This is a genomic window from Rhizobium rhododendri (assembly GCF_007000325.2).
Taxonomy (GTDB): domain Bacteria; phylum Pseudomonadota; class Alphaproteobacteria; order Rhizobiales; family Rhizobiaceae; genus Rhizobium; species Rhizobium rhododendri.
On the sequence record NZ_CP117268.1, the window covers coordinates 311,774 to 338,446 of the forward strand.

At 59.0% G+C, this 26,673-nt stretch carries 22 protein-coding genes and 1 pseudogene; 10 read left to right on the plus strand and 13 right to left on the minus strand.

Features of this window, described 5'->3' with window-relative positions; genetic code table 11:
- Positions 1 to 52: 52 nt before the first annotated feature.
- Both PR018_RS19235 and PR018_RS19240 read right to left on the minus strand, forming a co-directional pair.
- Positions 53 to 1,318, minus strand: a complete 1,266-nt coding sequence (locus PR018_RS19235) for a HAMP domain-containing sensor histidine kinase (protein WP_142831666.1) — start codon at positions 1,316 to 1,318, stop codon at positions 53 to 55.
- Positions 1,318 to 2,001 carry a response regulator transcription factor gene (locus PR018_RS19240; RefSeq protein WP_142831667.1) on the minus strand — a complete coding sequence of 228 codons (684 nt, stop codon included), beginning with the start codon at positions 1,999 to 2,001 and terminating at the stop codon, positions 1,318 to 1,320. Before PR018_RS19240 ends, PR018_RS19235 begins: the two co-directional genes overlap by 1 nt.
- Before the next feature lie 153 nt (positions 2,002 to 2,154).
- Between PR018_RS19240 and PR018_RS19245 the strand changes: the two genes are divergently transcribed.
- The 4 genes and pseudogenes from PR018_RS19245 to PR018_RS19260 all read left to right on the plus strand — a co-directional run.
- Positions 2,155 to 3,756 (plus strand): efflux transporter outer membrane subunit, encoded by a 1,602-nt coding sequence (locus PR018_RS19245; protein ID WP_142831695.1) that lies wholly within the window; start codon positions 2,155 to 2,157, stop codon positions 3,754 to 3,756.
- A complete protein-coding gene (locus PR018_RS19250; protein WP_142831668.1) occupies positions 3,753 to 4,886 on the plus strand; it encodes an efflux RND transporter periplasmic adaptor subunit in 1,134 nt (377 codons plus the stop codon). The genes PR018_RS19245 and PR018_RS19250 overlap by 4 nt, the downstream gene beginning before the upstream one ends.
- A complete protein-coding gene (locus tag PR018_RS19255) occupies positions 4,883 to 7,984 on the plus strand; it encodes an efflux RND transporter permease subunit (RefSeq protein ID WP_142831669.1) in 3,102 nt (1,033 codons plus the stop codon). Before PR018_RS19250 ends, PR018_RS19255 begins: the two co-directional genes overlap by 4 nt.
- 430 nt (positions 7,985 to 8,414) lie before the next feature.
- A pseudogene (locus PR018_RS19260) lies at positions 8,415 to 8,636 on the plus strand (VIT1/CCC1 transporter family protein); the annotation flags it as partial.
- A 34-nt stretch (positions 8,637 to 8,670) separates the two neighbouring features.
- On the opposite strand, the gene PR018_RS19265 reads toward PR018_RS19260, so the two are convergent.
- The 8 genes from PR018_RS19265 to PR018_RS19300 form a co-directional block, all read right to left on the minus strand.
- Positions 8,671 to 9,903 (minus strand): acyl-CoA dehydrogenase family protein, encoded by a 1,233-nt coding sequence (locus PR018_RS19265; RefSeq protein WP_142831670.1) that lies wholly within the window; start codon positions 9,901 to 9,903, stop codon positions 8,671 to 8,673.
- A gap of 37 nt (positions 9,904 to 9,940) precedes the next feature.
- Positions 9,941 to 10,711 carry an ABC transporter ATP-binding protein gene (locus PR018_RS19270; protein ID WP_142831671.1) on the minus strand — a complete coding sequence of 257 codons (771 nt, stop codon included), beginning with the start codon at positions 10,709 to 10,711 and terminating at the stop codon, positions 9,941 to 9,943.
- 19 nt (positions 10,712 to 10,730) lie between these two features.
- Complete coding sequence (locus PR018_RS19275; protein WP_142831672.1) at positions 10,731 to 12,071, minus strand: ABC transporter substrate-binding protein; 1,341 nt, start codon at positions 12,069 to 12,071, stop codon at positions 10,731 to 10,733.
- 86 nt (positions 12,072 to 12,157) lie between these two features.
- Positions 12,158 to 13,210, minus strand: a complete 1,053-nt coding sequence (locus PR018_RS19280) for a branched-chain amino acid ABC transporter permease (protein ID WP_224128293.1) — start codon at positions 13,208 to 13,210, stop codon at positions 12,158 to 12,160.
- Between the two features lie 2 nt (positions 13,211 to 13,212).
- Positions 13,213 to 14,094 carry a branched-chain amino acid ABC transporter permease gene (locus tag PR018_RS19285; protein WP_142831674.1) on the minus strand — a complete coding sequence of 294 codons (882 nt, stop codon included), beginning with the start codon at positions 14,092 to 14,094 and terminating at the stop codon, positions 13,213 to 13,215.
- 9 nt (positions 14,095 to 14,103) lie between these two features.
- Positions 14,104 to 14,871, minus strand: a complete 768-nt coding sequence (locus tag PR018_RS19290) for an ABC transporter ATP-binding protein (protein ID WP_142831675.1) — start codon at positions 14,869 to 14,871, stop codon at positions 14,104 to 14,106.
- Positions 14,871 to 16,292, minus strand: a complete 1,422-nt coding sequence (locus PR018_RS19295; RefSeq protein WP_142831696.1) for an LLM class flavin-dependent oxidoreductase — start codon at positions 16,290 to 16,292, stop codon at positions 14,871 to 14,873. Before PR018_RS19295 ends, PR018_RS19290 begins: the two co-directional genes overlap by 1 nt.
- A gap of 215 nt (positions 16,293 to 16,507) precedes the next feature.
- The gene (locus PR018_RS19300; protein WP_244615510.1) at positions 16,508 to 17,263 is read right to left on the minus strand and encodes an ABC transporter substrate-binding protein; all 756 of its coding nucleotides are present in this window, start codon (positions 17,261 to 17,263) and stop codon (positions 16,508 to 16,510) included.
- 148 nt (positions 17,264 to 17,411) lie between these two features.
- Here PR018_RS19300 and PR018_RS19305 point away from each other — a divergent pair, with 148 nt between their 5' ends.
- Both PR018_RS19305 and PR018_RS19310 read left to right on the plus strand, forming a co-directional pair.
- Entirely contained in the window at positions 17,412 to 17,582 is a 171-nt protein-coding gene (locus tag PR018_RS19305) for a hypothetical protein (RefSeq protein ID WP_153816604.1), read from the plus strand.
- Between the two features lie 220 nt (positions 17,583 to 17,802).
- The gene (locus PR018_RS19310) at positions 17,803 to 18,384 is read left to right on the plus strand and encodes an RBBP9/YdeN family alpha/beta hydrolase (protein ID WP_142831697.1); all 582 of its coding nucleotides are present in this window, start codon (positions 17,803 to 17,805) and stop codon (positions 18,382 to 18,384) included.
- Between the two features lie 31 nt (positions 18,385 to 18,415).
- On the opposite strand, the gene PR018_RS19315 is transcribed toward PR018_RS19310, so the two are convergent.
- Genes PR018_RS19315 through PR018_RS19325 form a run of 3 tightly spaced genes read right to left on the minus strand, consistent with a single transcriptional unit; the run spans position 18,416 to position 21,010 of the window.
- The gene (locus PR018_RS19315) at positions 18,416 to 19,180 is read right to left on the minus strand and encodes an ABC transporter ATP-binding protein (RefSeq protein ID WP_142831677.1); all 765 of its coding nucleotides are present in this window, start codon (positions 19,178 to 19,180) and stop codon (positions 18,416 to 18,418) included.
- Positions 19,180 to 20,025: an ABC transporter permease gene (locus PR018_RS19320; RefSeq protein WP_142831678.1), complete on the minus strand. Its 846-nt coding sequence runs from the start codon at positions 20,023 to 20,025 to the stop codon at positions 19,180 to 19,182. The genes PR018_RS19315 and PR018_RS19320 overlap by 1 nt, the downstream gene beginning before the upstream one ends.
- A gap of 16 nt (positions 20,026 to 20,041) precedes the next feature.
- Positions 20,042 to 21,010, minus strand: coding sequence for an aliphatic sulfonate ABC transporter substrate-binding protein (locus tag PR018_RS19325; RefSeq protein ID WP_142831679.1), 969 nt, complete (start codon positions 21,008 to 21,010; stop codon positions 20,042 to 20,044).
- A 434-nt stretch (positions 21,011 to 21,444) separates the two neighbouring features.
- On the opposite strand from PR018_RS19325, the gene PR018_RS19330 reads away from it, so the two are divergent.
- Genes PR018_RS19330 through PR018_RS19345 form a run of 4 tightly spaced genes read left to right on the plus strand, consistent with a single transcriptional unit; the run spans position 21,445 to position 26,670 of the window.
- Complete coding sequence (locus tag PR018_RS19330; protein WP_142831680.1) at positions 21,445 to 23,076, plus strand: TIGR04028 family ABC transporter substrate-binding protein; 1,632 nt, start codon at positions 21,445 to 21,447, stop codon at positions 23,074 to 23,076.
- A gap of 53 nt (positions 23,077 to 23,129) precedes the next feature.
- Positions 23,130 to 24,074 carry an ABC transporter permease gene (locus PR018_RS19335; protein ID WP_142831681.1) on the plus strand — a complete coding sequence of 315 codons (945 nt, stop codon included), beginning with the start codon at positions 23,130 to 23,132 and terminating at the stop codon, positions 24,072 to 24,074.
- Positions 24,071 to 24,979 carry an ABC transporter permease gene (locus PR018_RS19340; RefSeq protein WP_142831682.1) on the plus strand — a complete coding sequence of 303 codons (909 nt, stop codon included), beginning with the start codon at positions 24,071 to 24,073 and terminating at the stop codon, positions 24,977 to 24,979. Before PR018_RS19335 ends, PR018_RS19340 begins: the two co-directional genes overlap by 4 nt.
- Positions 24,976 to 26,670, plus strand: coding sequence for a dipeptide ABC transporter ATP-binding protein (locus PR018_RS19345; RefSeq protein ID WP_142831683.1), 1,695 nt, complete (start codon positions 24,976 to 24,978; stop codon positions 26,668 to 26,670). Before PR018_RS19340 ends, PR018_RS19345 begins: the two co-directional genes overlap by 4 nt.
- Positions 26,671 to 26,673 lie beyond the last annotated feature (3 nt).

A 26,673-nucleotide genomic window follows, 5' to 3' on the forward strand; every position in this document is an offset into this window, starting at 1 on the left:
CTCCGGCATAACCGCGGTGCTCAGTTGCCTGCTGTCATTCCAAGAAGACAGGTCAAACGGGAAGTGTCATCCGCATGAGCAGACCGCCTTTGGCAGGAAGCTCCGCTTCCACATGGCCGCTGTGGCTGGCGAAAGCATGTTTGGTGATTGCCAATCCGAGTCCGAAGCCGGGGGTACCTTCAGGCACATCGTTTCCACGGCGGAACGGCTGGAATATGGCGGCGAGGATGTCTTTCGCTATGCCGGGTCCTTCATCGAGGACTGTGATGACGAAGTTTTGGCCGGCTCTTTCTGCGCAAATGACAACCCTTGAATCCGGCGGCGCGTATTTTACTGCATTGCGCACGACGTTTTCGATAGCCCTGTAAATAAGCTCGCCATTTACCGATGTGACGAAAGATTTCGCGCCTTCGTAGGTGACGTGGATGTTGCGGGAGGCGCCTTCAAAAGCGCAGTCATCGACAATCTCCTGAAGAAAATCGACCAGATCGACAGTCTGCCGCTCCATTGGCTGTTTGTCGCTCGCCGTCAGTCTCGCGAGCGTCAAAACTTCACCGACGAGGTCGTCCATCCGCGCGATCTCTCGCTCAAGGCGCTCGGCCATAGCCTGCAACCGGCTGGGATTCTGCTTCAGCAGCCCCACGGCCGCCTGAAGTCGAGATAGGGGCGACCGAAGCTCGTGAGACACGTCGTGGAAAAGACGTCGCTGGATATCCTGGAAATCCTGAAGACGGGCGGCTGTCACGTCGAAGTCATGGGCGAGCGCTTGAATCTCGTCTCTTTTCAGATTGGTGTCGCCGCCAATCCTGACATCGAAGTGACCCTGCGCAAGTGCGCGAAGACCGCCTCGCAACTGCTCTACCGGTCGTGTCAGATACTGGGCTAGCCAATAGGCCGTAACCGCAGCAGCGAGCATTGCCGACGACCAGGGGACGAGCTTTGGCAGATTGCGCGCCAAAAAATCGATTTCTGTTGTGACTGCGATCACTTGATAGCACTGGCCACCATAGAGGATACGTCGCTCGAATTGACCCGTAACCTTTGTTGCACATGCCATGGAATCTCCAATGACCGCCAGGCTCAGATGAACGGGTGAGGGTGTCGTGGCGACTGCCGTCAGGTATTGTTGTGTTATCCCAACACCGTTTTTCGCCAAGAGCACTGCGGCTGTATCAAGTGCCAGGCCTGTTCTTTGATCGCGAAGTTCCTCGGGGAGGGGTACTACGCCGAAAACGGAATTGATGACGAACAATAGCGCAAGCGACGCCGCCATCGTCAGCCAGACAATCGCGAAAATTCTCCAGAAGAGCCTCCGCATCAGAGTGCCTGCACCAGCTGGTATCCTTGCCCACGGATCGCGCGGATCCACGAGGTGCCGTCAGCACGAACACCGAGCTTTTGACGGACGCTGCTGATGTGCACATCTATGCGCCGGTCAAACGGCGTCAGCGGTCGACCGAATGCACGCCGGGAGATTTCCTGTTTCGGTACAAGCTGTCCGGCGTTGCGCGCCAACACGTCGAGAATATTGTATTCGGCACCCGTTAATTCTAGCGGCTTTCCCTGCCATTGCGCTGCTCGGCCCGCAGAATTCAGGATCAGGTCGCCGACACGAAGAATATCCTGTTCATCAAGTCGGCCTCCGGCTCGCCGGAGGATGGCGCGGATGCGCGCGACAAGCTCACCCGGAGAGCAGGGCTTGGCGACATAATCGTCGGCGCCGAGGTTAAGGCCGGAAATCCGGTCGATGTTGTCCCCTTTCGCCGTGAGCATCAGGACGGGAACATTGCCAAGGCGGCGGATACGCTGCAACGCATCGATGCCGTTCATTCTCGGCATCATGACGTCGAGAACGATGATGTCGACCGATTGGTCGGCGGCACCGGAGATGCCGACCCGGGCGTCAGTCGATGTTTCGACGTCGAATCCCTCTTCCACGAGATATTCGCTGAGAAGCGTCGTCAGCTCGATATCATCGTCGATGAGAAGAACTTTCGGCATCTTGGCTTCCACGTTGTCAGAGATAAACGAATATACAGAAGATGGCGAACCGGTAGAAGTTTTACACAACTTTACACTTCCTTAACGGCGCTTAACATCGCAGTCGCTATCAGAAGATCCGTCGGCAATTGCCTCGGAGCCAGTTTGACCAAGATGACCATAGCCCAAGCCCGGTTTCTCTGGCCGAGCGTCCGTGAAAATGCTCCTCCCAGGTCCAACGGCGCATTACCGGCCAACCGCCATTTCCATGTTGCCCGACATCATCGTCTCTGGGCAGGCCTTAACGGAGCGCCCCGCCAGTTGTGCGCGCTGCTTCTGGTCGCCGGCGGGCTCAGTGGCTGCGTCGTGGGTCCGGACTACCAGAAGCCAAGCTTCCCTATGGCTGCAAGCTGGAGCGGGAAGGCGGCCGTCCATGCCGATAAGCCGCCTCAGTTGGCTGAGTGGTGGAAGCAAATAAAGGACCCAATTCTGGACGATCTCATCGCGCAGGCCGTTGCCGCGAACCTAGATGTTGCCACCGCAAAGGCCAAGGTGCGCGAAGCGCGTGCCAGCTATCGAGAGCAGGTGGGCACACTGCTTCCATCGCTCGAGGGTACGGCATCTGCGACGCGCAATCGCACCGCCGCTGCCGCCGGCGCGCCGGCGACGATCTACAACAATTACCAGCCGGGCTTCGATGCAAGCTGGGAACTCGATCTGTTCGGAGGCAACAAGCGCGCGGCGGAAGCCGCGAAATACGGGGTCGATGCGGCAGACGAGGAATTGCGCGATACGCTCGTGACCCTGATCGGGGACGTTGCCACCTATTACATTCAGGCACGGGAATACCAGCAGCTCACCGAACTGGCTCGCGATTCTTCCAAATCCCAGAGCCAGACTGCATCGCTCACACGGACGGAATATGGGGCGGGCGGCTCATCGATGGTGGATGTCTCCAAGGCCGAGGCGCAGGCTGCCTCCACCCATGCCGATATCCCGACCTATGAAATCTCCTATGCCAAGTCCGTCAACAGGTTGGGTGTGCTGCTCGGCAAGTCCCCGCTCCTGCTTGACGGCCTTCTTGGCAAGAAATCGAGGCTTCCAGCGCCTCCTCCGAGGCTATCGGTCGGAATACCCGCTGACATCTTGAACACCCGACCCGACGTCCGCCAGGCTGAACGGCAACTGGCCCAGGCGACCGCAAAGATCGGTGAGGCTGAGGCCAACCGGTATCCCTCGGTGAGCCTGACCGGATCCATCAATTCATCTGCCGCGAGCGTCTCGGAGCTCGGAAAGAAATCCACGATCGGCTGGTCGTTCGGGCCGTCGCTTACAATCCCAATCTTCAAGGGTGGCCAGTTGAAGGCAGCGGTCGATGTCGCCAAGGCGCAGCGCGACCAATACGTGTTCGCTTATCAGTCAGCCGTCCTCTCCGCTTTGGAGGACGTTCAAAACGCCATCGTTTCCCTCAATCGATCGCGTGCCCGGTCGGTGGACCTCGGCAAGGCTGTCGAAGGCTATCGCACGGCCGCCAATCTCTCCAAAAAGCTCAAGACATCCGGTGAAGGCGATCTGTTCGATGTGCTGGACGCCGAGCGCTCGCTGTACTCCGCTCAACAGAACCTCATCGAGACCAGGACCGATATCGCCACTTACTACGTCTCGCTGAACAAAGCCCTCGGGGGCGGTTGGACCGGCCCAATTGACATTTCACAGCCTGCCGCGCGCGATCTGGTCGAAGCGCCGCACCTACGAGCAAAGCCAATCGCCCAATGACAAATTCGCGCCAAATCGAACCGACTGAAAATTCCCGACATCGCTCTAACCGTCTCGTTCATCGGGTGCTGGCGACTGCCATCGTCACCTGTTGGGTAGGCGTGGCACAGGTCTCGGCGGAAGAACAGGCAAAGACCGAGGGAGCAGCTGCATTGACGGTGGTCGCGGTCAAGCCGGAAACCAAGGACTGGCCCGAAACCGTGCCGGCGACCGGCTGGCTCAAGCCGTGGCATGAAGCCGTCATTGAATCCGAAACGAGTGGGCTGCGTATCACCGAGGTCCTGGCGGACGTCGGCAGCGTTGTAAAAAAGGGCGACATTCTGGTTCGGCTCAACCAGGAGACAGTAATTGCGGATCTGCGCAAGGAGGAAGCCGCTGTCGTATCCAAGCAGGCATCCCTGACAAAGGCGAAAGCGGATGCTGACCGGGCCCGCCAAATGAGCGGTTCGGGAGCACTTTCCGATCAGAAGCAAGTTGAATATCTCACGACAGAACAAAGTGCGCAGGCGGACCTCGATTCCGAACAGGCTACGCTTACAAGCCAGCGCATCAAACTTGCGCAAACCACGATTGCCGCCGTCGATGACGGCATCATCACGTCGCGATCCGCGTCCTTGGGTGCCGTGGTATCCACAGGAACGGAGTTGTTTCGTCTCACGCGTCAGCAACGCATCGAGTGGCAGGCTGAGATTCCGACCCAATATCTTATGAAAATCAAAGAGGGGCAAACCTCGGAGATCAGACGTCCCGACGGCGCAACTTTCAAGGGTACCGTCAGGCTCATCGCGCCGACAGTCAGCACCGATACGGGTCGCTCGATCGTGTACGTGGCCTTGCCCAAGGAGCCGCAGCCCAGGTCGGGCCTCTATGTGTCGGGCACAATCGATATCGGCAACAAGGACGCCCTGACTGTGGCGGAATCCAGCTTGGTCTTCAAAGACGGCATCAATTACGTTTTCACAATCGATCAGGCGCACAAGGTTCACCGGACACGCGTCGATGTCGGTCGCCGCAGGGACAACCGGGTCGAAATTTCTTCTGGCTTGAAGGGCGATGAGGCAATTGTTCAGTCTGGCGGTGCTTTCCTGTCGGAAGGCGCGCTCGTGAAGGTTGACGGGGCGGCACAATGAATATTTCCGCATGGTCCATCCGCAACCCTGTCCCGCCAATCCTGCTTTTCGCATTGTTGACCGTTTGTGGGCTGCTGGCGTTCTCCAAGCTGCAGGTCCAGAATTTTCCGGACATGGATCTTCCCACCATCAAGATTGCCGCATCGCTGGAAGGCGCGGCGCCGACCCAGCTCGAGACGGAGGTGGCACGGAAGATCGAAGACAAGCTCGCGACCCTGAGCCTTCTCGATCACATAACGACGACGATCACCGACGGGTCTGTCGCCATCAGCGTCTCGTTCAAGCTCGAAAAAAACAGCGAAAGCGCACTGAACGAAGTGCGCAACGCGGTCGACAGCGCCAAGAGCGATCTTCCGTCGGAAATGGATTCGCCAACGGTCTCGAAGGTTACGGTCCAATCATCCGTCCTCGTCGCCTACGCCGTGCGCTCGAAGCAACTGAACGAGACCGAGCTCTCCTGGTTCGTCGACAACGACATGACCAAGGCGCTCCTGTCGGTCGGCGGGGTAGGGGAGGTCGATCGGCTGGGCGGGGTTGATCGCGAGGTCCATATCGACCTCGATGCCAACACCATGACCTCGCTCGGGGTGACCGCATCAGATGTGTCTGCACGGGTTAAATCTGTGCAGTCGGACAAGTCCGGCGGTCGCGGCGACATCGGCTCTTCGCGTCAGACCATTCGCACGCTCGGTGCCGTTCCGTCCGTCGAGGATATAGCGACGTTGGCGATCCCCCTCTCGACGGGACAGAGTGTCCGGCTCGACGAGCTTGGGAAAGTGACGGACAGCTTTGCGGAGCGCTCGTCCCTTGCCTATCTGAATGGAGACCGGGTGATTGCCGTTCAGATCAAGCGATCCAATGGGTTTTCGGACACGGCCGTTGTCGAAGATATTCAAAAGGAGATGAAGGCGTTCGCGTCGCAGCATCCCGAAGTGGAGATCGTCGATGCGTATACGACAGTCAATCCCGTCATCGAAAATTATGACGGCTCGATGGAGATGCTTTACGAAGGCGCCATTCTCGCTGTCATTGTGGTATGGCTATTCCTGCGGGACTTCCGCGCAACATGCCTGTCCGCAATAGCCCTGCCGCTTTCCATCATCCCCACCTTCTTGGTGATGCATTTCTTCGACTACAGCCTCAATACCGTTACACTCTTAGCATTGTCACTGGTGGTCGGCATTCTGGTCGATGACGCTATCGTCGAGGTGGAGAACATTTCCCGCCATCTCCAGGCGGGCAAGACGCCGATGAACGCGGCGATCGAAGCTGCCGACGAAATCGGTCTGGCGGTCATCGCAACCACATTTACCCTTGTTGCGGTTTTTCTACCAACGGCCTTCATGAGCGGCATTCCCGGTCTGATTTTCCGGCAATTCGGGATCGTTGCCTCCGTCGCCGTGCTATCCTCACTTCTGGTGGCCCGCTTTCTGACGCCGATGATGGCCGCTTATCTGTTGAAGCCGGGTCAGGCTGAAGCGGCAGACGGCCGGATCATGGGGGCCTATATTGCGCTGGTCAAAACCTGCCTCAACCATCGCAAGATGACGATGCTTGTGACCGGCATCTTCCTTGTCCTGTCCTTGTCGAGCATCCCGTTCCTGCAAACCGGCTTTTTCCCCGCCTCGGACGACGCCCAAACGCAGGTCACCCTGACGCTTCAACCCGGCAGCACACTGGACCAGACGGATGCCGTATCGAGACGTGCGAGCGACATCGTCTCCAAACTCACCGATGTCACGCAGGTCTTCAGCGTCGTCGGCAGTTCCTCAAGCAGCAGCGGGATAGATTCCACGACAACGGCGGATGTGACGAAGGCGACCCTCGTCGTGAACCTGACCGACATCAAGAAGCGCAGCAGAAAGCAGGCTGCGATCGAGAGCGACATCCGTAACGCGCTCTCCTCTCTTGCCGGCGTGCGCGTCGAGGTCGGGACCGGCGGTAATGGCACCAAGCTCGAGTTGACGCTGGCCAGTGATGATCCCACCAGCCTGGAGCAGGCGGGAAGTGCGCTCGAGGAACAGCTCCGGACACTCAAGGGCATCGGTGCGGTCACATCGAGTGCAGCGCTGCAAGCCCCAGAAATCCAGATAAGGCCTGATTTCGCAAAGGCTGCGGCGCTGGGGATTACATCGGAAACGATCGCCGAGGCGGTCCGGGTGTCCACCAATGGCGATTACTCCAGCGCACTGGCCAAACTCAATCTGCCGCAACGCCAAATTCCAATCCGCGTGCGTTTCAATGCCAACTCCCGCGAGGATATCGATGCCATATCGCAGCTGCAGGTGGCCGGCGCGAACGGCAAGGTCGCGCTCGGAAGCATCGCCGCGATTTCGATCGGCGGCAGTCCATCCGAACTCGATCGGATCGATCGGGCCCGAAACATCACGCTGTCCATCGAGTTGAACGGGCGCATCCTGGGGGACGTGAACAAGGAGGCCCAGGCGCTCTCCGCACTTCGCCAGCTTCCGCAGGGTGTTCACCAGGTGGAGCAGGGGGAGTTGCAGCGCAGTTCCGAGCTTTTCACCAGCTTCGGGACCTCAATGGGCATCGGGATCTTTTGCATCTATGCGGTCCTTGTTTTGCTCTTTCATGACTTTTTCCAGCCCGTCACCATCCTGATGGCGCTTCCGCTCGCACTCGGCGGTGCATTGGCACCGCTCCTCATCACGGGAACGAGCTTCTCCATGCCAGCCATTATCGGGCTGATCCTGCTGATGGGCGTGGTGTCCAAGAACTCGATTCTCCTCGTCGAGTACGCGATCATGTCCCGCCGAAACGGCATGGCGCGCTTCGAGGCACTGGTCGACGCCTGCCACAAGCGAGCCCGGCCCATCATCATGACAACCATCGCCATGGGAGCAGGCATGATGCCGGCCGCCATGAGCCTGAGTGGCGGCGATTCGAGCTTTCGCCAGCCGATGGCGATCGTGGTCCTAGGAGGCCTGATTACATCTACGTTCCTCAGCTTGCTCATCATCCCGACCGTCTACACCTTCGTGGACGACCTCGTCGGCCTGCTAAAACGACTGTTCGCAAGCAAGGCGGAGCAGTCGGCAGAGGGCCTGCAAACGACGACGGCAACGGCAACAAAATGATCTGGATCATCCCAGTCACGGGAGGACTTCGGCTCGACGGTAAAAGCCCCTCGCCGATTTCGTGCGTCCAAAGCCGGCCTTTCGCCCCTATGCAACCGCAAGCCGGTCATTCTCATCGGGTCGGAACGGGCATCGGCCCGCTGGCGGCTTTGCGCGCGCCGACGACTCGCTGCAGCCGATTAACCTTCAATTCGGCACCCGTCACCCTCTAAATGACGCGCTATGGGCCGAGGAGATTTCCGATTGGAGGACTAACGCTCGGCTGACCTTGGTCTTGGCCGCTTATTCGGGGACACAGACGCCTAGGTCCTGGACATTCTGCGCAACGAGCTCGTTCTTTCCGTCCTGTTCCTGTATTATGACCTCATAAGCTCTCTGGATGCGGTCTTTTTGAATCTTGAATTGTCTCAATCCGGAATTGGCTGTTCTCATTCAGCGATTGCACGTAGAAAACCATCTTGTCTCTCGCATCGGCTGGCTTCGCGCCGCGGTTCTCGGCGCAAATGACGGTATCGTCGCGACGGCGAGCCTGATCGTTGGTGTAGCGTCCACCTCCACTGCTTCTTCGGATATACTCGTGGCCGCCATTGCCGGCATGGTGGCGGGTGCAATGTCGATGGCGGCTGGCAAGTATGTATCCGTCAGTCAGCGTGAACACTGCATAGTTCAAGCTTCTTCTGGCCAGGTCAGGTCGGGGCCAATCCGATCCGCCACTGATAAGGCGGCGGCGTGCCGTTCACGGCGAAATCGCCAACGATTCTATCTTTGTAAATGCGTGGATTATGTGATGCCAGCGTCCGGGCATTGCGCCAATGGCGGTCGAGGCCGGCTGAAATCCGGGTGGCGGACGCCCCAAGCGCGTCGAAGGCAATCGTTGCGGCTTCGAGAACGAGATTGCTTGTGACGGTGACGGCCTGCGAGGTTTCCAGCTCGGCGATGGCATTGGCCCTCTCCTCGGCCTCTGGATCGCCGGCAAAATGGGCCTTATGGGCCCGCTCCACGGCGGCGGCAACCTGCAGCACAATCGCACTTGCGGCATAAGCGTTGGACCGCAAGCGACCGACTACCTGCAGGACCTGTGGGTCCTGGCTTGAGCGCGGCGCGGCGCTGTTCGAATAATGGCGAGTGCGCGCCGCTACAGCCTGCGCCACCTCGTTAGCGAGCGAACGGCCGATACCTGCGAGAGTGGCAAGATGGACTAGCTGGTAGAAGGCGGCGCCGTAGCGGAACTTGTCGTCGTCGACGACAATGTCACCGGGATCGACAACCGCGTCCGTAAAGACGGTCGTGCCGCTCGCCGTCAGCTTCTGGCCAAAACCGTCCCAGTCGTCGACAACGTTGACGCCGGGATCGTTACGCCGAACCTGTAGCGAGACGCCCTCTCCCTCCAGCCCTGTCGCGCCGACGTCGATCCAGTCGGCGAAGATGGATCCGGTGGTGTAGTATTTGGTGCCGTTAACGACGAGCCCGCCGTCCTTGCGCGAGACCCGCGTCGAGAAGGCATCCTGCTTGGCGGCCCCGACCTCCGTCCACGCATTGCCAGCTATCTCGCCTCGGACAATGCGTTCGACCCAGCGCTGGCGAGACCCGCCGGGCGCCTTGTTAACGACATCCTCGACAAATCCGAAATGCCCGCGCAGCGCTTGGGTAATGTTTGAATCGGCGTTGGAAAGCTCGATCAGTATGTTGGCCAGTTCCGGCAAGCTCGCACCCATTCCGCCTTCGGCGACCGGTATGCGCAGTGCGCCCAGTCCCGCTTGCTTCAACCGGTCGATCTCGGCCTGTGGCAAGGTACGCATCAACTCGCGGTCGAGCGCGCCTTTGGCAATATCGTTGAACAGAGGGCGGAAGCTCGAAGCCAGTTCCTCATAGCGTTCGGTTGGGCCTGCACCCCATGCAAGATCTATCTGGGTGGTCATCATGAAGTCCTTGTCAGTTTTGGATCTAAAGGAACCGTCAGTTAATTGTGACTGCTGCCGCGCCGCCAAGATAAAAATCCTGAACATCCTCGCGAGCGCGCAAGTCAGCTGCAGTCCCCGAAACGGCGATGCGCCCATTTTCCAAGATGTAGCCGTAGTCGGCGTATTTGAGCGCGAGATTGGCATTCTGCTCAGCCAGCAGGAAGCTGACGCCAGACTGTCTGTTCAGCGCCCGGATGATCTCGAATATCTCCTGGACGATAATCGGTGCCAGGCCCATTGACGGCTCGTCCAGCAGTACGAGGCTGGGCTTTGTCATCAATGCTCGACCGATTGCCACCATCTGCTGCTCGCCGCCCGAGGTCAGGCCAGCTTTTGTTCGACGCTTGTCGCGAAGACGCGGGAACCAAGCATAGATCTGCTCGAGATCGTCGAGTAACGCCCGGCGCGACGGTTTTCGGACGAATCCGCCAGCGAGAATGTTCTCTTCGACTGTCAGTTGCGGGAAGCAATGGCGACCCTCCAGAACCTGAACGAGTCCTTTGCCCACCAGCCTTGAAGCTGACGACGTACTAACGGATTGGCCGCGCCAACTGATGCTGCCACGACTTACCTTACCGCGCTCGGAGCCCAAGAGATTGGAGATTGCCTTCAGGGTTGTCGTCTTACCGGCGCCGTTCGCGCCGAGGAGGGCAACTATCTTGCCTTCCCCGACCGAAAGCGACACATCCCGCACGGCGAGAACGGCCTGCCCGTAGACGGCCTCTATCTCCTTGACTTCGAGAAACCCTTCCGCCTGTGTGGCCATGTTACATATCCTTTTAGTGTTAGTTGACCGCGTCGGACGGACGGGGCGTGATGCTTTTTTCTTTCGCGTAGGCTGCGGCCCTGGCGTAGATGGCATCCTTGAACAGCGGTCGATCTCCTTTCAGCCAATCGGTTTTTGCCGTCCATCTCGTGCCGTCCCACTGGACGATCTTGGCAGCGGGACTGCCCTCGTGATCCTGTGGCGTCACCTTGATTGGGCTTATGAGGCCCGTGGCACCGAGTTCCTCGATACGCTCGGCGGTCAGGTTGAGATGTTCAACGGCCCACTGCCCTTCGGCTGAAGTCAAAGGCCGGTTTCCGTACTTGGCTTGTCCCGTCCGCAGGATCTCGGTGTAGAGGATCGCCTGCAGCAGGCCGGCATTGTAATAGACCGAACCGAACTTCGAGCCGTCGCTCAGATCTCCCTTGCCGGCATCGATGATGTTCTTCTTAATCTCCTGGCTGACCTTGAAATCTGTCCCAGACGGGAACACGGAGACCGCCAGATAATTTTTGGCGGCTGGTCCGGCGGGACGCGCGTCTTCTTCCGATCCGGTCCATATATCGCCTATGATGTGGTCGGCCGGGAAGCCGACGCGGGCCGCAGTCTTCAGGCCAACCGGCGACATCACGCCCCAGGCTCGGAAGAAAACCCAATCGACGCCGGCGCGCTTGATCTGCTGCCACTGCGCCTGCTGCTGTTGGCCTGGGTCCGGAACGGGGATCTGGATATTTTCGAAGCCGTATTTCTTGGAGAGGATCGCCATGGGCTGGATGGTTTCACGCCCATAACCCGAGTCGTGGTAAAGGGTGGCAATCTTCAGTCCCTTCAGCTTGTCATAGCCGCCCACCGTATTGGCGATGTGCTCGACGACGATTGAAGCCTCGGTCCAGTAGTCGAATAGCAGCGGAAACTGATAGGGAAAGACGCTTCCATCGACGGCATCGCCCCGACCGCCGGCGACCGACACGATCGGCAGCTTGTCTTGGCGGGCCTTGTCGGAGACGGCGGCGTCGAAGCCGCTCGATGTGGTGAAGAGCACAGCAACCGGAGCGCCGGCATATCCATTTTTATAGCGCTCGTAGCATTCGAATGCGCGTTCGAGCGTATACGCCGTTTCACATTCCTGAACGAAGATCTTGACGCCGTTTACCCCTCCGTTCGCATTAATATAGTTGAAATAATCCCGATAGCCGGCCCACTGCGGAATGCCGGATGGCGCGTAGGGCCCGGTGCGGTAGGAAAACAGGGGGAAGAGCTGCTGGCCACTTCCCTCTTCCGCGTGTGCGGCTGCGCCGAGAGTTGATAAAGCGATCAATGCTGTGGCGCTGAGCGTGATTGTCTTAGAAAAAAGAGACATGGTAACCCCTTGATGCGGTGGTTGAAGGATAGCGATGAGAATGATTGATCGGGGCGACCGCCATTTGCGCTTGTCGCCAACAGGCTTCATTCGGACCTTTTTGCCCTAAACATGCCGACCGCGCGGCGAATGAGCGCCGTCAGGCCGTCCGGCTCCTTGATCAGCAGGACGATGATGATGACGCCAAAGACGATGCGCTGCAGGTTTGTCAGGGCGCCTTGGTCACCGATGAAGGACAGGTGGGCTGCCAGGACGACGCGATCGAGCAGGATCGGCGTCAGGACAATGAAGGCGGCGCCGAGGAAGTTGCCGAAGATGGTCGCAACGCCTCCGATCAGGACGATGAACAGGATCTGGAAGGACTTGTCGAGACTGAAGGTGTGGGCGTCCGACGTACCGAGATAAGCGAATGCCCAGAGAATGCCGGTGATGCCAAGAAAGAAGGAACTGATAGCATAGGCTTGCAGCTTGCGCCGCGCGACCTTGATCCCGAGCACCGATGCCGCCGTCTCCATGTCGCGGATAGCCATCCATTCGCGCCCCAGGCGGCTCCGGACGATGAGCAGGGCGAGACCGACCAAAAGGGTCGTGACGCCGGTGGCCAGCAAATAACGGCCCAGCGGCGTTTGCAGGTCGTAGTTAAACAGGGTCAGACGCGGCGCCGAAATAGTCAGCGACTGACTGTCGTTGGAGAACCAGCTGAAGTTGCTGAACAGCCATTCGAAAAGGAACTGCGCACCCAGCGTTGAAGCGCTAAGATAGAAACCCTTGATGCGCAACGCAGGCAGGCCGAAGACAACGCCGGCAAGTGCAGCAACGAGCCCCGAGGCCAAGAGGACGACTGGCAGCGGCATGCCAGGAACTCTCAGGATGAAATTGTACGCGGAAAAGGCGCCGATGGCCATGAAGGCGGCAGAGCCAAGCGACACCAGCCCTGTATAGCCCTGCAGAAGATTGAGGCCGATGCCGGCAAGTCCCATGACGACCGTCGGGATGATGATGGAACTCAACCAATAGTCATTGGCGATTGCCGGTATGAGTCCGAAAACGACGGCTAGGCCGGCGGCGATCAGGAGGTATCGCGCATTGGGCGCAATACGCCCACTGGTGGGAAGGCTTGTATATTGAAATGCGGTCATCATCACACCCTTTCGATTTCGCGCTCGCCGAACAAGCCTGAGGGCCGAACGAGGAGGAAGGCGATGGCGAGAATGTAGGCGAACCAGGAGGAGACACTGCCGTTGACTAGCGGGCCTATGTAGATGTCGGCCAGCGCCTCGCTGGCGCCGACGATCAGACCGCCCGCAATAGCTCCCGGGATTGACGAAAAGCCGCCGATAATAAGTACCGGTAGCGCCTTTAGCGTAATGAGGGACAGCGAATACTGAACCCCTTGGCGTGCGCCCCAAAGTAAGCCGGCGACAAGGGCGACGATTCCTGCAACGCTCCAGACGATCCGCCAAATAGCGGGCAAGCGGATGCCGATCGATTGCGCTGCCAGCGTATCGTCGGCGACAGCCCGCAGCGAGATCCCCATGCGGGTCTTATTGAACACCAAGGCCAGCACTGCCACCAATGCAACGACGATGAACGACGCGACGATGTCAAACTGGCTGATGAGGATGCCGCCGTAACTCTCGGCGATATCCTCGACACCGATGTCGAGCATATGGACGTCGGTGCCCATAAAGAACTGCGAGGCGCCGTCAACCACGAAGCTCAGACCAAGCGTCGCCATGAACAACGTCAACGGATCACGGTTGCGCAAGGGTCGCAGAACCGTCGCCTCAATCAGGACAGCCGCAGCTATCATCAGCGCGACCGTCAGCACGAATGCGATCCAGAAATTTACCCCATGTTCGACAAGCGTGACAAAGGCAAGGGCGGCGAGGAACACCATCGATCCCTGGGCATAATTGAACACGCCGGAGGCCTTGTAAATCAGCACGAAACCGATGGCGACGAGCGCGTACATTAGCCCCGCAAACAGTCCGGTGACCAAGGTTTCAAAGAAAAAGGACATGCGCTCTCCTCAATGAACCGTGCCGAGATAGGCCGCGATGACGTCTGGATCGGCGCGCACTTCAGCAGGAAGGCCGTCGGCGATCTTGCGGCCGTAGTCTAGAACGACGACATGATGAGCAAGGTCGAGCACGATGCCGACATCGTGCTCGATCAGCACGACGGTCGTCCCGAAGGTCCGGTTGACCTCCGCAATGATCCTGCTCATCTCATGCTTTTCCTCTTGGTTCATGCCGGCCATCGGCTCGTCGAGGAGAAGAAGTTTGGGATCAGCAACGAGGGCACGACCAAGGTCGACCCGCTTCTGCAAGCCGTAGGGCAGGGTCGAGACGATGGTCTCGGCATGCCGCTCGAGGCCGAGGAAGGCTAGTATACTTTCGGCGCGGGCAAGGAATGTCCGCCGCTCCTCCCAATCGCGCCCGATGCGTAGGATGTTCTCGACAAAACTTGCCTTGCCATGCCGTGAAAGACCGGCCAACACGTTCTCGCGGACCGAAAGCCTACGAAAGAGAGCATTATGCTGAAAGGTTCGCCCGATGCCGAGACGCGCGGCCTTTTGCGGCCGGATTGCCTCGAAGCGCAGGCCGTCAAAGACGACGTCGCCTGAATCGGCATGATAGACTCCGTTGATCACGTTTAGCAGCGAACTTTTACCTGCGCCGTTCGGCCCGATCAGGGCGCAGATTTCCCCCGGCTGCACCGAGAAGCTAAGGGCGCTGATCGCAGTAACGCCCTTGAAGGAAAGTGAGACGTGATGCAGTTCCAGAAGCGCCGACATTACAAGCCCGCAGTTCTAAGCTGTTGCGTTGCCGCCCGTTCAGTCTGGCGGCGCTTGAAAGCCTCGATGTCGCGATATGCGTCTGCGGGATGAGATTTGGCAAGATATGGACCTTCGCCGAACAGTTTTTCCCGCAACGTTCCCGGCCGGTACGCGGTTGGATAGACCCCGCGCTTCTGCAATTCCGGTACGAGCAGATCGACGGCCTGCTCGAAGCTTTCGGGCGTTACCGCGTAGGCAAGATTGTAGCCATCGACATCGGTCTCTTCCGACCACTCCTGCAGGATGTCGGCGATAGTCGACGGCGAACCCACGAAGACTGGCCCAACACCGCCGATGCCGCCCCAGCGGGCGAGTTCCTCCACGGTCCACGCCTTGTCCTTGCCAGCGAAATGCTCGACCATCGAAACGATCGCATTGGTTTCGACCTTCTTCAAAGCATCGGTCGGCGCGTACTGGCCAAAATCGATGCCGCTCCAGCCTGACATGAACACCAGCGAACCGTCATAAGAGCTATGGGCCTGGTATTCCTCGAAGCGCTTTCGTGCCTTCTCGTCCGTCTCGTCGATAATCAGCGTTGAGAGATTGTAGATCAGTACCTTGCGTGGATCGCGACCGGCATCGGCAGCCCGCTGGCGGATCTCGGCGACATAGGCTTTGAGCAATGATTTGGTCGGCGCGCCAAGGAAGACGCATTCCGCGTGTGCTGCGGCGAAAGCCTTGCCCGGCCCTGAGGCGCCAGCCTGGTACAGGACGGGCGTACGCTGCGGCGAGGGCTCGCTCAGATGATAGCCCGGGACATCGAAGTATTTGCCTTTGTGGCCAATCTCGTGCACTTTGCTGGGGTCGGTGAAGATGCCGCGAACCGCATCGCGCTGAACTGCGCCTTCCTCCCAGCTGCCCTCGAACAGCTTGTATAGGACCTCAACATATTCGGCAGCGATTTCATAGCGGTTGTCATGCCCCTTCAGACCAAGCTGGCCAATATTCTTCGCACCGCTTTCAAGATACGAGGTCACGATGTTCCAGCCAATGCGCCCCTTAGTGTGGTGATCGGCCGTCGCGAGGCGGCGCGCGAAGGTGTAGGGATGTTCGAACGATGTCGATGCGGTGATGCCGATGCCCAGGTGTTCGGTCGCAAGCGCGATGGGTGCCGCCAACTGCAGAGGATCGTTGACTGGAATCTGTGCCGCCTGCTCAATGGCGTGATAGTTCGAACCCTTATAAACGTCATAATAACCGATCACGTCGGCAATGAAGATGCCATCGAAGATTCCCCGCTCAAGTGTTCTAGCCAAGTCCTGCCAGTAATCTAAGTCTTTGTATTTCCAGGACCTATCACGCGGGTGTTTCCATAGGCCGGGAGACTGATGTCCGACGCAGTTCATATCAAAGGCATTGAAGCGAATTGAACGCGACATGGCGGCTCCGGCTGCTCGTTTTACTGAACGAGAATCTAATCGGCCGCTTTCCAAATGCATAGTTAGTATATATTTTTAATAGAGTACTTCGTAGAGTTTTTTTCTCCTTTTGCGCTGCCGGAGGTCATCTCTGACACTTGGTCAGCCGTGAGCTCGAATTATTTTCCATTGACTATAATCCTTCCACACATTGGCTAGCGAGCGCTTCAAGCCCGCTATAATCCAATCAACCATCGCCACTCATGCGGTTGATCGAGAAGCTTTCGTTCGGCGTCGGTTTGAAATTTAAGGGCCTCGCTGCGCTGTAGATTGCCACCATCTGGTAAAGCGGCCCAGTGGGGATGCCCTTGGCGATCCAGTTCGAGACTTTTTTGCGAGTCGGCGAGGCGGCGCTTGTCGTCTGAGGACGAGCCAGCCTTGTTGACCAGGCTGCCGATTTCCGGCCTTTTCGCGACTGTCCAGCTGCTGCCGGGGTGGAACAATGAGGAGAGGGCGTCGTCGGCATGCGCAGGAGAACGCGCTGATGGCGAGGGTGGGGCCATCTGCCGTCCCCTTCTGGATAAGCTGCAGAAAGGCGGGGTGTCGACCTGAACCATATCGGCATCGAAACCTAGGTCCTGCAATTCCTGCAGGATAGCTTCAGCAACGCGTTGGTCGAAGAACGCGCCAGTCGTCAGGTGTAATTTTAGGGGTTTGCCGGCTGCGGCGATCAGCGCCGTGGCTCTGTCGAGATCGTATTCAAGGCCCGAAACACTGTCGCTCCAGTCGAAATGCGCCGGAGTCACCATCTGCGCAAGCGGCTTGTTGAGGCCGTCGAGAATACCTTGTGTTATGCCGTCCTTGTCGATGGCATAGACCGGCGCTGACGCAGCGCCGAATTGTCGAATGGCGGCTTCTTTGAATTGATGCGGATACGGAAGCGTTGCGCCGAAGACAGTGCGCGCAGGCGAATTTTTCGGGCTCAGGTTCAAGGTTAGGCGTTCATTTCTTCAATCTACTAACTCTATCGACAATATTGGTATGTGGCGGCCGACCGGGCTGTATCTGGCACCCGCAAGCCGCAGATACCACGTCGACGATAGGATCATTCAAATGCTCAATAGACAGAAGGGGATCAGCATGAAGCCAAAATTTTTTGGACATTTGACACTGCGTCTCGCCACTCTTTTCGAGCGTGGACAGCGGCAGAAATTGCGCACCCCTGAGGTGTTTCCAGAGCACGAGCGCGAGCGCCCGACCAGTGAATACGAGATGTACTATTGGGGATTCAGCCCTGCACCGTGGTATTGAGGCCCATATATGAGCTATGTCATTGGATACACTTGGCATTTGCAGCTTATTCAGCCGGTCGATCTGAGGCGCAGCTTAGCGCGCTGCGCTGACGGGGGCGGTCGTCTTCGCATTCCTGTTCCTGTTCGCATTTGTCGCGGGACTGGTCTGAGGGGAGCTCAACGAGCAGGACCAGGGATTGTTCGCGTCCCAGAATCCTCTTGAGGGAGAAAATCAGGTCATGACCGCAGTCCTAATCTTGCCGGGGCTATTCGGATCGGATGAGGCACACTGGCAGCAGCATTGGTTGCGGGACCAGCCTGACAGCCTATGCGTCGTTCAGGATGATTTCAACAATCCGAGGCTCAGTGATTGGATGCTGCGTCTGGAAGAGGCGCTCGATGCTGTCGGCGAGGCTTATATCGTTGCCCACAGCCTTGGCTGCCTGCTCGCCGCACACCTCGCCGGGAGAGGCGCCGCCAGACAGGTCAAGGCCGCGCTGCTCGTCGCGCCCTGTGATCTAGAGCCGACCCACACTCTTCACCCCGGGAAAGTCCTCTTCGGCGACATGCCGATGGGGCAATTGCCTTTTCCCACTAAAGTCGTTGGCAGCCTCAACGACCGCTACATGTCGCTCGACCGCCTGACGCTGGTCGGCCGTTGCTGGGGCGCAGAGATAAAGAATATCGGTAACGCCGGACACATCAACACGGCCAGTGGCTTTGGTCGATGGAGCGGCGGTTATCAGCTGCTTGAAGGTATGAAGTCACGCACCCGCCGTCGCAGGTCAGTGGCCGAACTGCCGACGTGCCCGGTTCGGTGACGTCGGCGATGTCCGACTGGTAACACACTGATCACGATCGACTTGCGGTCATCTGACACGCTGCAGATTGTAACGACATATTCAGAAGCGCCAGGATTTCGCGTCTTTTAGCTTCAAAGGCGGGGGCTGTCCTGTCTCGCTTTCTTGGCAGCTGGATCGCAACCTCATCGAGTATCTGACCAGGACGTGGGCGCATGACAACGACCCGGTCTGCCAACGCTACTGCCTCCTCGATGTCGTGAGTAACGAGGATCAGCGTCGGCCGCGTATCATCCCAGATATCGAGAAGATGGTCTTGCAGATCTATTCGGGTAAATGCGTCCAAGGCCGAAAACGGCTCATCGAGAAGCAGGACTTTTGGGCGGGTCACCAAGGCACGCGCAATCGCCACACGTTGCGCTTGACCACCCGAAAGCTCCTTCGACCACCGCGCCGCATAGGATGAGAGGCCGACCTTCTCCAGCGCCTCATTTACAAGGCCAACCCGGTTGATAGCGGTTTGTTTCGGCAATCCAAAGCCCACATTGCCCGCCACCGTCAACCACGGCAGCAGCCTCGGCTCCTGGAAAATCAGATTGATGCGAGGGTGCGGTTCCAAAATCGTTTCTGCGCCCAGCATCACACGGCCACGGCTTGGGTGATCAAGGCCGCTAACTAGACGCAGCAGCGTGCTCTTGCCGCAGCCGGAGCCGCCGATCACGGCGACGATCTCGCCGGGTCTCACCCGCAGTGAAACTCCCTCAAGAGCGTGCATGCCGCCGGCGAATGTTTTTGAAAGACCCTGCAACGACAACATCAGCTCTGCCCCCGGTTGAAAGTGTCCTGCCAGCGAAGCAAAGGGGCGGTGGCCAAGACCAGCAAGCTGTCGGTTGCCTTGCCGATAATTGCAAAACAGACAATAGCCGCCATGATCTGCGCCGGTTTCCCCAATTGCTGGCCGTCGACGAGCAGGTAGCCAAGTCCTTCGGAAGCGCCCATGAACTCTGCGGCGACAACGAACATCCAGCCAAGTCCAAGACCAGCCCGCAATGCAATCACGTAGGCAGGAAACACCGCTGGCAGCAAAATGCGCCCGACCATCGCAAAACCTGACAGCCGAAAGATGCGACCGACCTCAACGATCTTGCGATCGACCGACTGCAGCGCGCCGGAAAAGCCAAGATAGACAGGAAAGAACACGCCGACGGCAATCAGCGCGATTTTTGATGTCTCGAAGATACCGAGCCAAAGGATGAACAAGGGCACCCAGGCGACTGAGGGGATGGCCCTTAACGCCTGCAGGGTCGGATCGAGCAACTGGCGAGCCAGCGGAAAATAGCCCGTCAGCGCGCCGGCAATGGTGCCAGCCACGGTTCCGATACAGAATCCCAGCAGGACGCGAAGCGTCGTGATCCACACATGTGTCAGCAACTCGCCACTCTGCAACAGTGCCCAGATTGTCTTCATCACCATCGACGGCGGCGGCATCAACCGTCCACCCATCCAGCCGAGATCGACAGCCACTTCCCAGAAAATGAGTAGACCAGCGGGAATGATAATTGCCTTGGCAATGCGCACGGAAAAAGCCGCGAGCGCCCGTCGTTTGCGGGCGCTCGCGGCTTGCTTATCGATAGTCTGCCTGACTTCGGCTGCATCCGTCATGGAGTGAACCGTAACCCTACCGAGTATCTGTGACGGCAAAGTCCGTATCGATTAGTTCACCTGCCACCTTCTCGACATCCGCCCCTGCCTGTATGACTCCGGCCTTCTGTAATGCCTTTCCAGCCGCGACAACGGTTTCCCTCTGGGCTGTACCGATGGTCGGCTTGGTGAGGTCGGTGCGCTCGAGTTGCTTGTCGATCACGTTTTCCGGTAGCTTCGCTGCCTCGACCAGCGCCGCCTTGAGCGCTTCAGGGTGCTTTAGGGCATCTTGGCGTGCCCGCTCGTATACCGCAATCACGCGCTTCACGATGTCTGGATGCTCTGCAGCGAACGTCTCCGTGGTGTTCAGCACGCCCCAGGTATTGTTCTCGGGCTTGCGGAAAAAGAGCTTCGCGCCCTCTTCGACCTCGGCCGATGCCATCAGGGGGTCGAGGCCCGCCCAGGCGTCAACATCGCCACGCAATAGGGCGAGCTTACCGTCGGCATGTTGCAGCAGCACAAGCTTGACATCCTTTTCTGTCAACCCGGCATCTGCCAGCGCGCGCACGAGGAATATGTGTGGATCGGTGCCACGCGTGACTGCGATGGATTTGCCCCTGAGGTCGGCTACAGACTTGATCGGGCTGTCTGCACGGGTGACTAGAGCCGTCCACTCAGGCCGCGAAAAAACATATATCGATTTGACCGGATTGCCGTTGACACGGGCAATCAGCGCCGCGGCGCCGGCTGTCGAGCCGAAATCGATCGAGCTCGCATTAAGGAATTCCAACGCCTTGTTGGATCCGGCCGACTGCACCCAGGTGATCTTGATGCCGTCATTCTTGAACTCCTTTTCCAGCAAGCCCTCCTTCTTGAGAAGCAGGCTTACCGGATTGTAGGTAGCCCAGTCGATGCGGATCTCTGAAAGCTGGGCCGCCCCTGCAGACCCGGCGACCATGCCGACGGCGACTGCAACTCCCAAGAATGTAGCTCTGATCGTCGACATCATCTGGGGCTGCCTCTTGTTTTTGATTTGACGAAAAAATTGTCTTATCGCAATCGTAAGAGAAGGCACCCCGATGCGGGACGCAGATTTCTCTCATTCGGCTGCCTCAACAGGAATAATTTTTCGAGAATAGCTGTGCCGACGGCAGTGGACATCCCGAGCGGTGGGGATAGGCCAACTGATGTCTAGGCCGCGTGCCGCATTCACGGCGACAATGCCACGGGCAAGTGCTGGCCGATGTCGCAGTTGTATACCGAACGAGCCGCGAGACAGGGTCTGCGGATGGGATCGGAGACAAGTTGCAAGGAAAGATGATCTTACGCGTCGGTTGTTTTGCATATACCGACAAAAATAGCACACTAATTTAATAGAGAATATTGCGCCTGCAGCCGCATGCCGTACCCTTGAGAGGAATTCACATCAAGGGCTCTCCCATGCGCAACAAGACTACCTTCATGGCCGCAACATTCGCCGGCATCGCATCGCTGCTGTCATCGACTGCCTTTACGGCGGATGTCGCGAAACCGGTACCAGGTGGCACGCTGGTCTATCTCGAGCAGCAGGCCCACACCAATCTCTATCCGCCGGCCGGCGGCTTCTACCCGAACGGCGGCATCCTCAACCAGATCACTGACAAGCTGACCTACCAGAACCCAAAGACGCTGGAGATCGAGCCGTGGATAGCCGATTCCTGGACTGTAAACACCGATGCCACCGAATATGTCTTCAAGCTGCGCAAGGGCGTGACCTTCTCCGACGGCACGCCGCTCGATGCCGACGCGGTGGCCAGGAACTTCGATACTTTTGGACATGGCAACAAGGCACTGAAGCAGCCGGTTTCCGAAGTCATCAACAATTATGACCACAGCGAAGTTATCGATCCGCAAACGGTAAAATTTGTCTTCAAGAAACCGGCGCCCGGCTTCCTGCAGGGGACCTCTGTGATCGGCTCCGGGTTGGTGTCGTTGAAGACGCTAGGCCTGCCCTTCGAGCAACTCGGCGACGCCACGAAAATCATCGGTTCCGGCCCCTTCACGGTCGCAGCCGAGACCATCGGCAAGGATCTGACGCTGACGGCACGCGGCGATTACAACTGGGGTCCTCAGAAGCTCGTGCATCAGGGGCGCGCCTATCTCGATAGCCTCAAATACATAATTACCGGCGAAGACAGCGTTCGCATCGGCGCGCTGCTGTCAGGGCAAGCGGATTTCATCCGCCAATTGCAAGCCTATGACGAAAAGAAGGTCAGCGACCAGAGCTTCCCGATCTATGCCGCGCCGACCCGCGGCGTCAACGACAGCATTGCCTTGCGACCGGAGAACCCGCTGGTGGCCGACGTGCGGGTGCGCCAGGCGCTTCTGCATGCGACCAACAACAAGGAGATCGTCGAGACCCTGTTTTCTGCCAACTACCCGGCTGCCAAATCCGTGATTTCGTCATCCGCCGCGGCCTATGAGGATCTGTCCGATAAGCTATCCTACGACCCGGCGCTGTCGGAAAAACTTCTCGATGAGGCTGGTTGGGCGAAGGGGGGAGACGGCGTTCGCCAGAAGGACAGCAAGCCACTAACGCTGGCCGTCTACGAATCCCTGCCGCAGCCGCAGAACAAGGCTGTGCTGCAGCTCGTGGCGCAGCAGTGGGCAAAGGTCGGTGTCAAGCTGCAAGTGCTGGCCGGCACCTCGGGCAATGTCGTCGTCGACACCGTCAATCCCGATAAAACGCCGCTGGTGGTTGCCGAAGTCGGCCGCGCCGATCCCGATGTGATCAAAAGCCAGTTCTACCTGCTCAACCGCGATGCATTGCTGCAGAAGGGCGGTCTCAACGCCAAGGCGACCTTCGTCGATGCCAAGCTGAACGGACTCCTGGAAAGCGTTGCGTCGGGAACCGACAGCGCCCAACGCTTTGCCGCCTCCAAGGCGGCGCAGGCATATCTGCTCGACCAGGCCTATGTCATCCCGATCTTCGAAGAGCCGCAAGTCTTTGCCAGCGCGCCTTATGTCCGCGGCATTGCCTTTGAATCCGTCGGCCGTCCAAGCTTCTACGACACCTGGCTTGCCGAACACTGAAACATATCTGGCCCGGCCAGACGTCCGGGCCAATGCAGTTGATGAGGTCTGTCATGCCAAGATATATCATGTTGAGAGTAGGGCAGGCGGTGCTGGTACTCTGGGTAAGCTTCACGGTTTCCTTCTTGCTGCTGCAGGCGATGCCTGGAGATGCGGTGCTGATCAAATTTCAGAATCCGGACTATGGCCTCAGCCCCGACCAGCTGGCGGAGCTCCGTACCGCCTACGCTGCTGATGGCTCGATATTGCAGCAATATTTTCGCGCCATAAGCAAGTTTCTGACGGGCGATTTCGGCTATTCGTTCAAGGCCGGCGTTCCGGTCAGCTCCGAGCTTGCCACCAATCTACCGGCCACCCTGTGGCTTGCCGGCCTCGGCTTTGCGACCGCAACGCTGTTTGCCATGGTCATCGCCGTGCTCGCCAACATCGCCGGCTTCGGACGATTGCGCACCCTCATCCAGTCGATCCCGGCGCTTTTCATCTCTGTACCGGCCTTCTGGCTTGGGATCATGCTCATTCACCTGTTTTCGTTTCGCTTCCACCTCGTCCCGGTAATCAACCCCGGCCCCTGGCAGGGTCTGATCCTGCCGGTGCTGACACTTGCCGTGCCGATCTCGGCGCCGATGGCGCAAATCCTGTTGCGAAACATCGATGAGGTCTTGACGCGGCCCTTTGTCTCGGTGGCCCGTGCCAAGGGTGCGTCGCATGCCTGGGTGCTTTGGCGGCATGTCGCCAAAAACGCGGCGCTTCCCGTCATGACCGTCGCTGGCGTACTGTTCGGCGAACTTTTGGCCGGCGCCGTCGTTACCGAGACCGTCTTCGGGCTGAATGGCATCGGCAGCCTGACGGAACAGGCGGTCAATAGTCAGGATGTCGCTGTGCTGCAGGCGATCGTCGTTATCTCCGCCACCGCCTTCGTGGTCATCAACCTCGTCGTTGACCTCTTGTATCCAGTCTTCGACCCGAGGCTGAGAGTTGCTTTTGGAGGGATCCGATGAGCCTTCTCGATGTAGCCGGACATACCGTCGAAACAGCGGAAACCGGCGTTGGCGCAGCTGCGCCAGCACCAGTCCTGCTGCCCGAACATCGACGCTCTCGCGGGTTGATCCGTCGTCTCCAACCGGGCCTGATCCTTGGCATCATCGTTCTTGCCGTCGTCACTTTGTGGGCCATTGTGCCGGGTCTGTTCACGATCTACGACCCCTTTGCCGGCCAGCCGGGCCAGCAGCTCAAGGCACCGAGCGCGCTGCATCTGCTCGGCACAGATTCGCTCGGCCGCGACGTCTACGGTCGCATCGTCTATGGGTCGATCAATTCGCTGTCAGGCGCGCTTGCGGCCGTCTCCATTGGGCTTGTCGTCGGCACGACGATGGGTATTTTCGCCGGCTCGCTCAGCGGCTGGGTTGATGCCACCATCATGCGCTTCGTCGATGTGCTGCTGTCGATCCCGGCGCTGCTGCTTTCGCTGAGCGTCATCGCGCTACTTGGCTTCGGTACGACCAACGCCGCCATCGCCGTCGGCGTCACCTCAATCGCCAGCTTTGCCCGGCTGGTGCGCTCGGAGGTCGTCACCGTCCGCCGCAGCGACTATGTCGAGGCCGCCTTCGGCAGTGGCGGCACTTTCCTACAGGTGCTCTGGCGCCATATCCTGCCGAACTCCCTGACATCCGTCATCGGGTTTACGGCATTGCAGATCGGCTGGGCCATCCTGCAGCTGGCAACGCTTGGCTTCCTCGGTTTCGGCGCACCGCCGCCGACACCCGAATGGGGGCTATTGATCGCCGAGGGGCGAAATTATATCGCGACCGCCTGGTGGCTGACGGCCGCACCCGGCATCGTCGTCGTATTGGTCGTACTCTCTGTCAATCGTGTCAGCCAAGCCATTGGGAGGGCGCGGATATGACCATCGTTCAGACAGTTAACAACGCCGCCTTGCATGCCCTCGACGTCTCCGGCCTAACGGTCGGCTACGAGGACCGGAACGGATGGCGCACCGCTGTTCATGGCATCGATTTTACCGTCGCCGCCGGCGAGGTTGTGGCGCTGGTCGGTGGGTCCGGTTCCGGCAAGAGTTCCACGGCGCAGGCTATCATCGGGCTGCTGCCCTCTAACGGCCGGCTTGAAGGCGGCAGCGTCCGCCTTAATGGCCAGGACATTGCACGATGGCCGCAGAAGCGATTGAACGGTATTCGCGGTTCGGTCGTCAGCCTTATCCCTCAGGACCCGGGCAATGCGCTCAACCCGGTCAAGACAATAGGCCGACAGGTGGCAGAAATCCTCACCATCCACGGCAAGGCCTCGGGTGCGCAGGCCTATAAGCTCGCCATCGAACTGCTGCATCGGGTCGGCCTCAATCAGCCCGAACTTCGCGCCGGGCAATATCCCCACGAACTGTCCGGCGGCATGAAGCAGCGGGTGCTGATCGCCATCGCCATCGCTCTCAAGCCATCGCTGATCATTGCCGATGAGCCGACCAGCGCGCTGGATGTCACAGTGCAGCGGCACATCCTCGAGCTGATCGACAGGCTGCGGCAGGAATCGGGGACGGCGGTGCTGCTTGTCACCCATGACCTCGGGGTCGCCGTCGACCGCGCCGACCGGCTGGTCGTCCTGCAGCACGGCGTCATCCAGGAGCAGGGCCGCACCGCCCAAATTCTGCGGCAGCCGAAAAGCAGCTATACCCGTCAGCTCTTGGCGGATGCGCCGTCTCTTAACATCAGACGAAGGCTCTTTGCGGCCATTGCCGCGCAGCAGACAGACGATACGCAGCCGGCGAACGATCTCTCGAAGGACATCATCGTCGTCGAAAACCTCGTCCAGGAGTTTGGACAGGGCAGGGGTGCGGGTTTTCGGGCTGTCAACGACATTTCGTTCCGCGTCCGGCGCGGCACCACCCATGCCATTGTCGGCGAATCCGGCTCCGGCAAGACCACGACCATCCGCGCCGTCGCCGGCTTCCAGCGCCCGACGACGGGTAGGATCGTCATCGATGGGTTGGAGCTCGCTTCGCTGAAGGGCGAGACGCTGCGGCTTTTTCGCAAGAAAATCCAGCTCGTCTATCAAAACCCGTTCGGCTCGCTCGATCCGCACCAGACGATCCGCCGGATCGTCGAGGAGCCACTTTTGAATTTCGAGCGGATCGCGCCGGCAGAGCGGCTCGACAGAGTTGCGGCGATGGTGGAAGAGGTCGGCCTGCCGGCCGATGTGCTGCAGCGCCAGCCGCGGGCTTTGTCCGGCGGCCAGCGGCAGCGCGTTGCCATTGCCCGGGCGCTGGTCCTCGATCCGCAGATTCTTGTGCTCGACGAAGCTGTGTCCGCCCTCGATGTTACCGTCCAGGCACAGATCCTGACGCTGCTGGAAAAGTTGCAGCAAAATCTCGGCCTCACCTATCTGTTCGTCTCACACGATCTTTCTGTCGTCCGACAAATCGCCGACACCGTCTCCGTGCTCAACAACGGCAGGCTGGTCGAGGATGGCGCGGTGGAAGACGTTTTCGGCAATCCGCAAAACGCCTACACCCGCGAGCTGCTCGAAGCCATTCCGGGCAAGCGCTACCAGCTGTTGACGCGCGCCGCCCTTACCAGTGCAGGATAATCC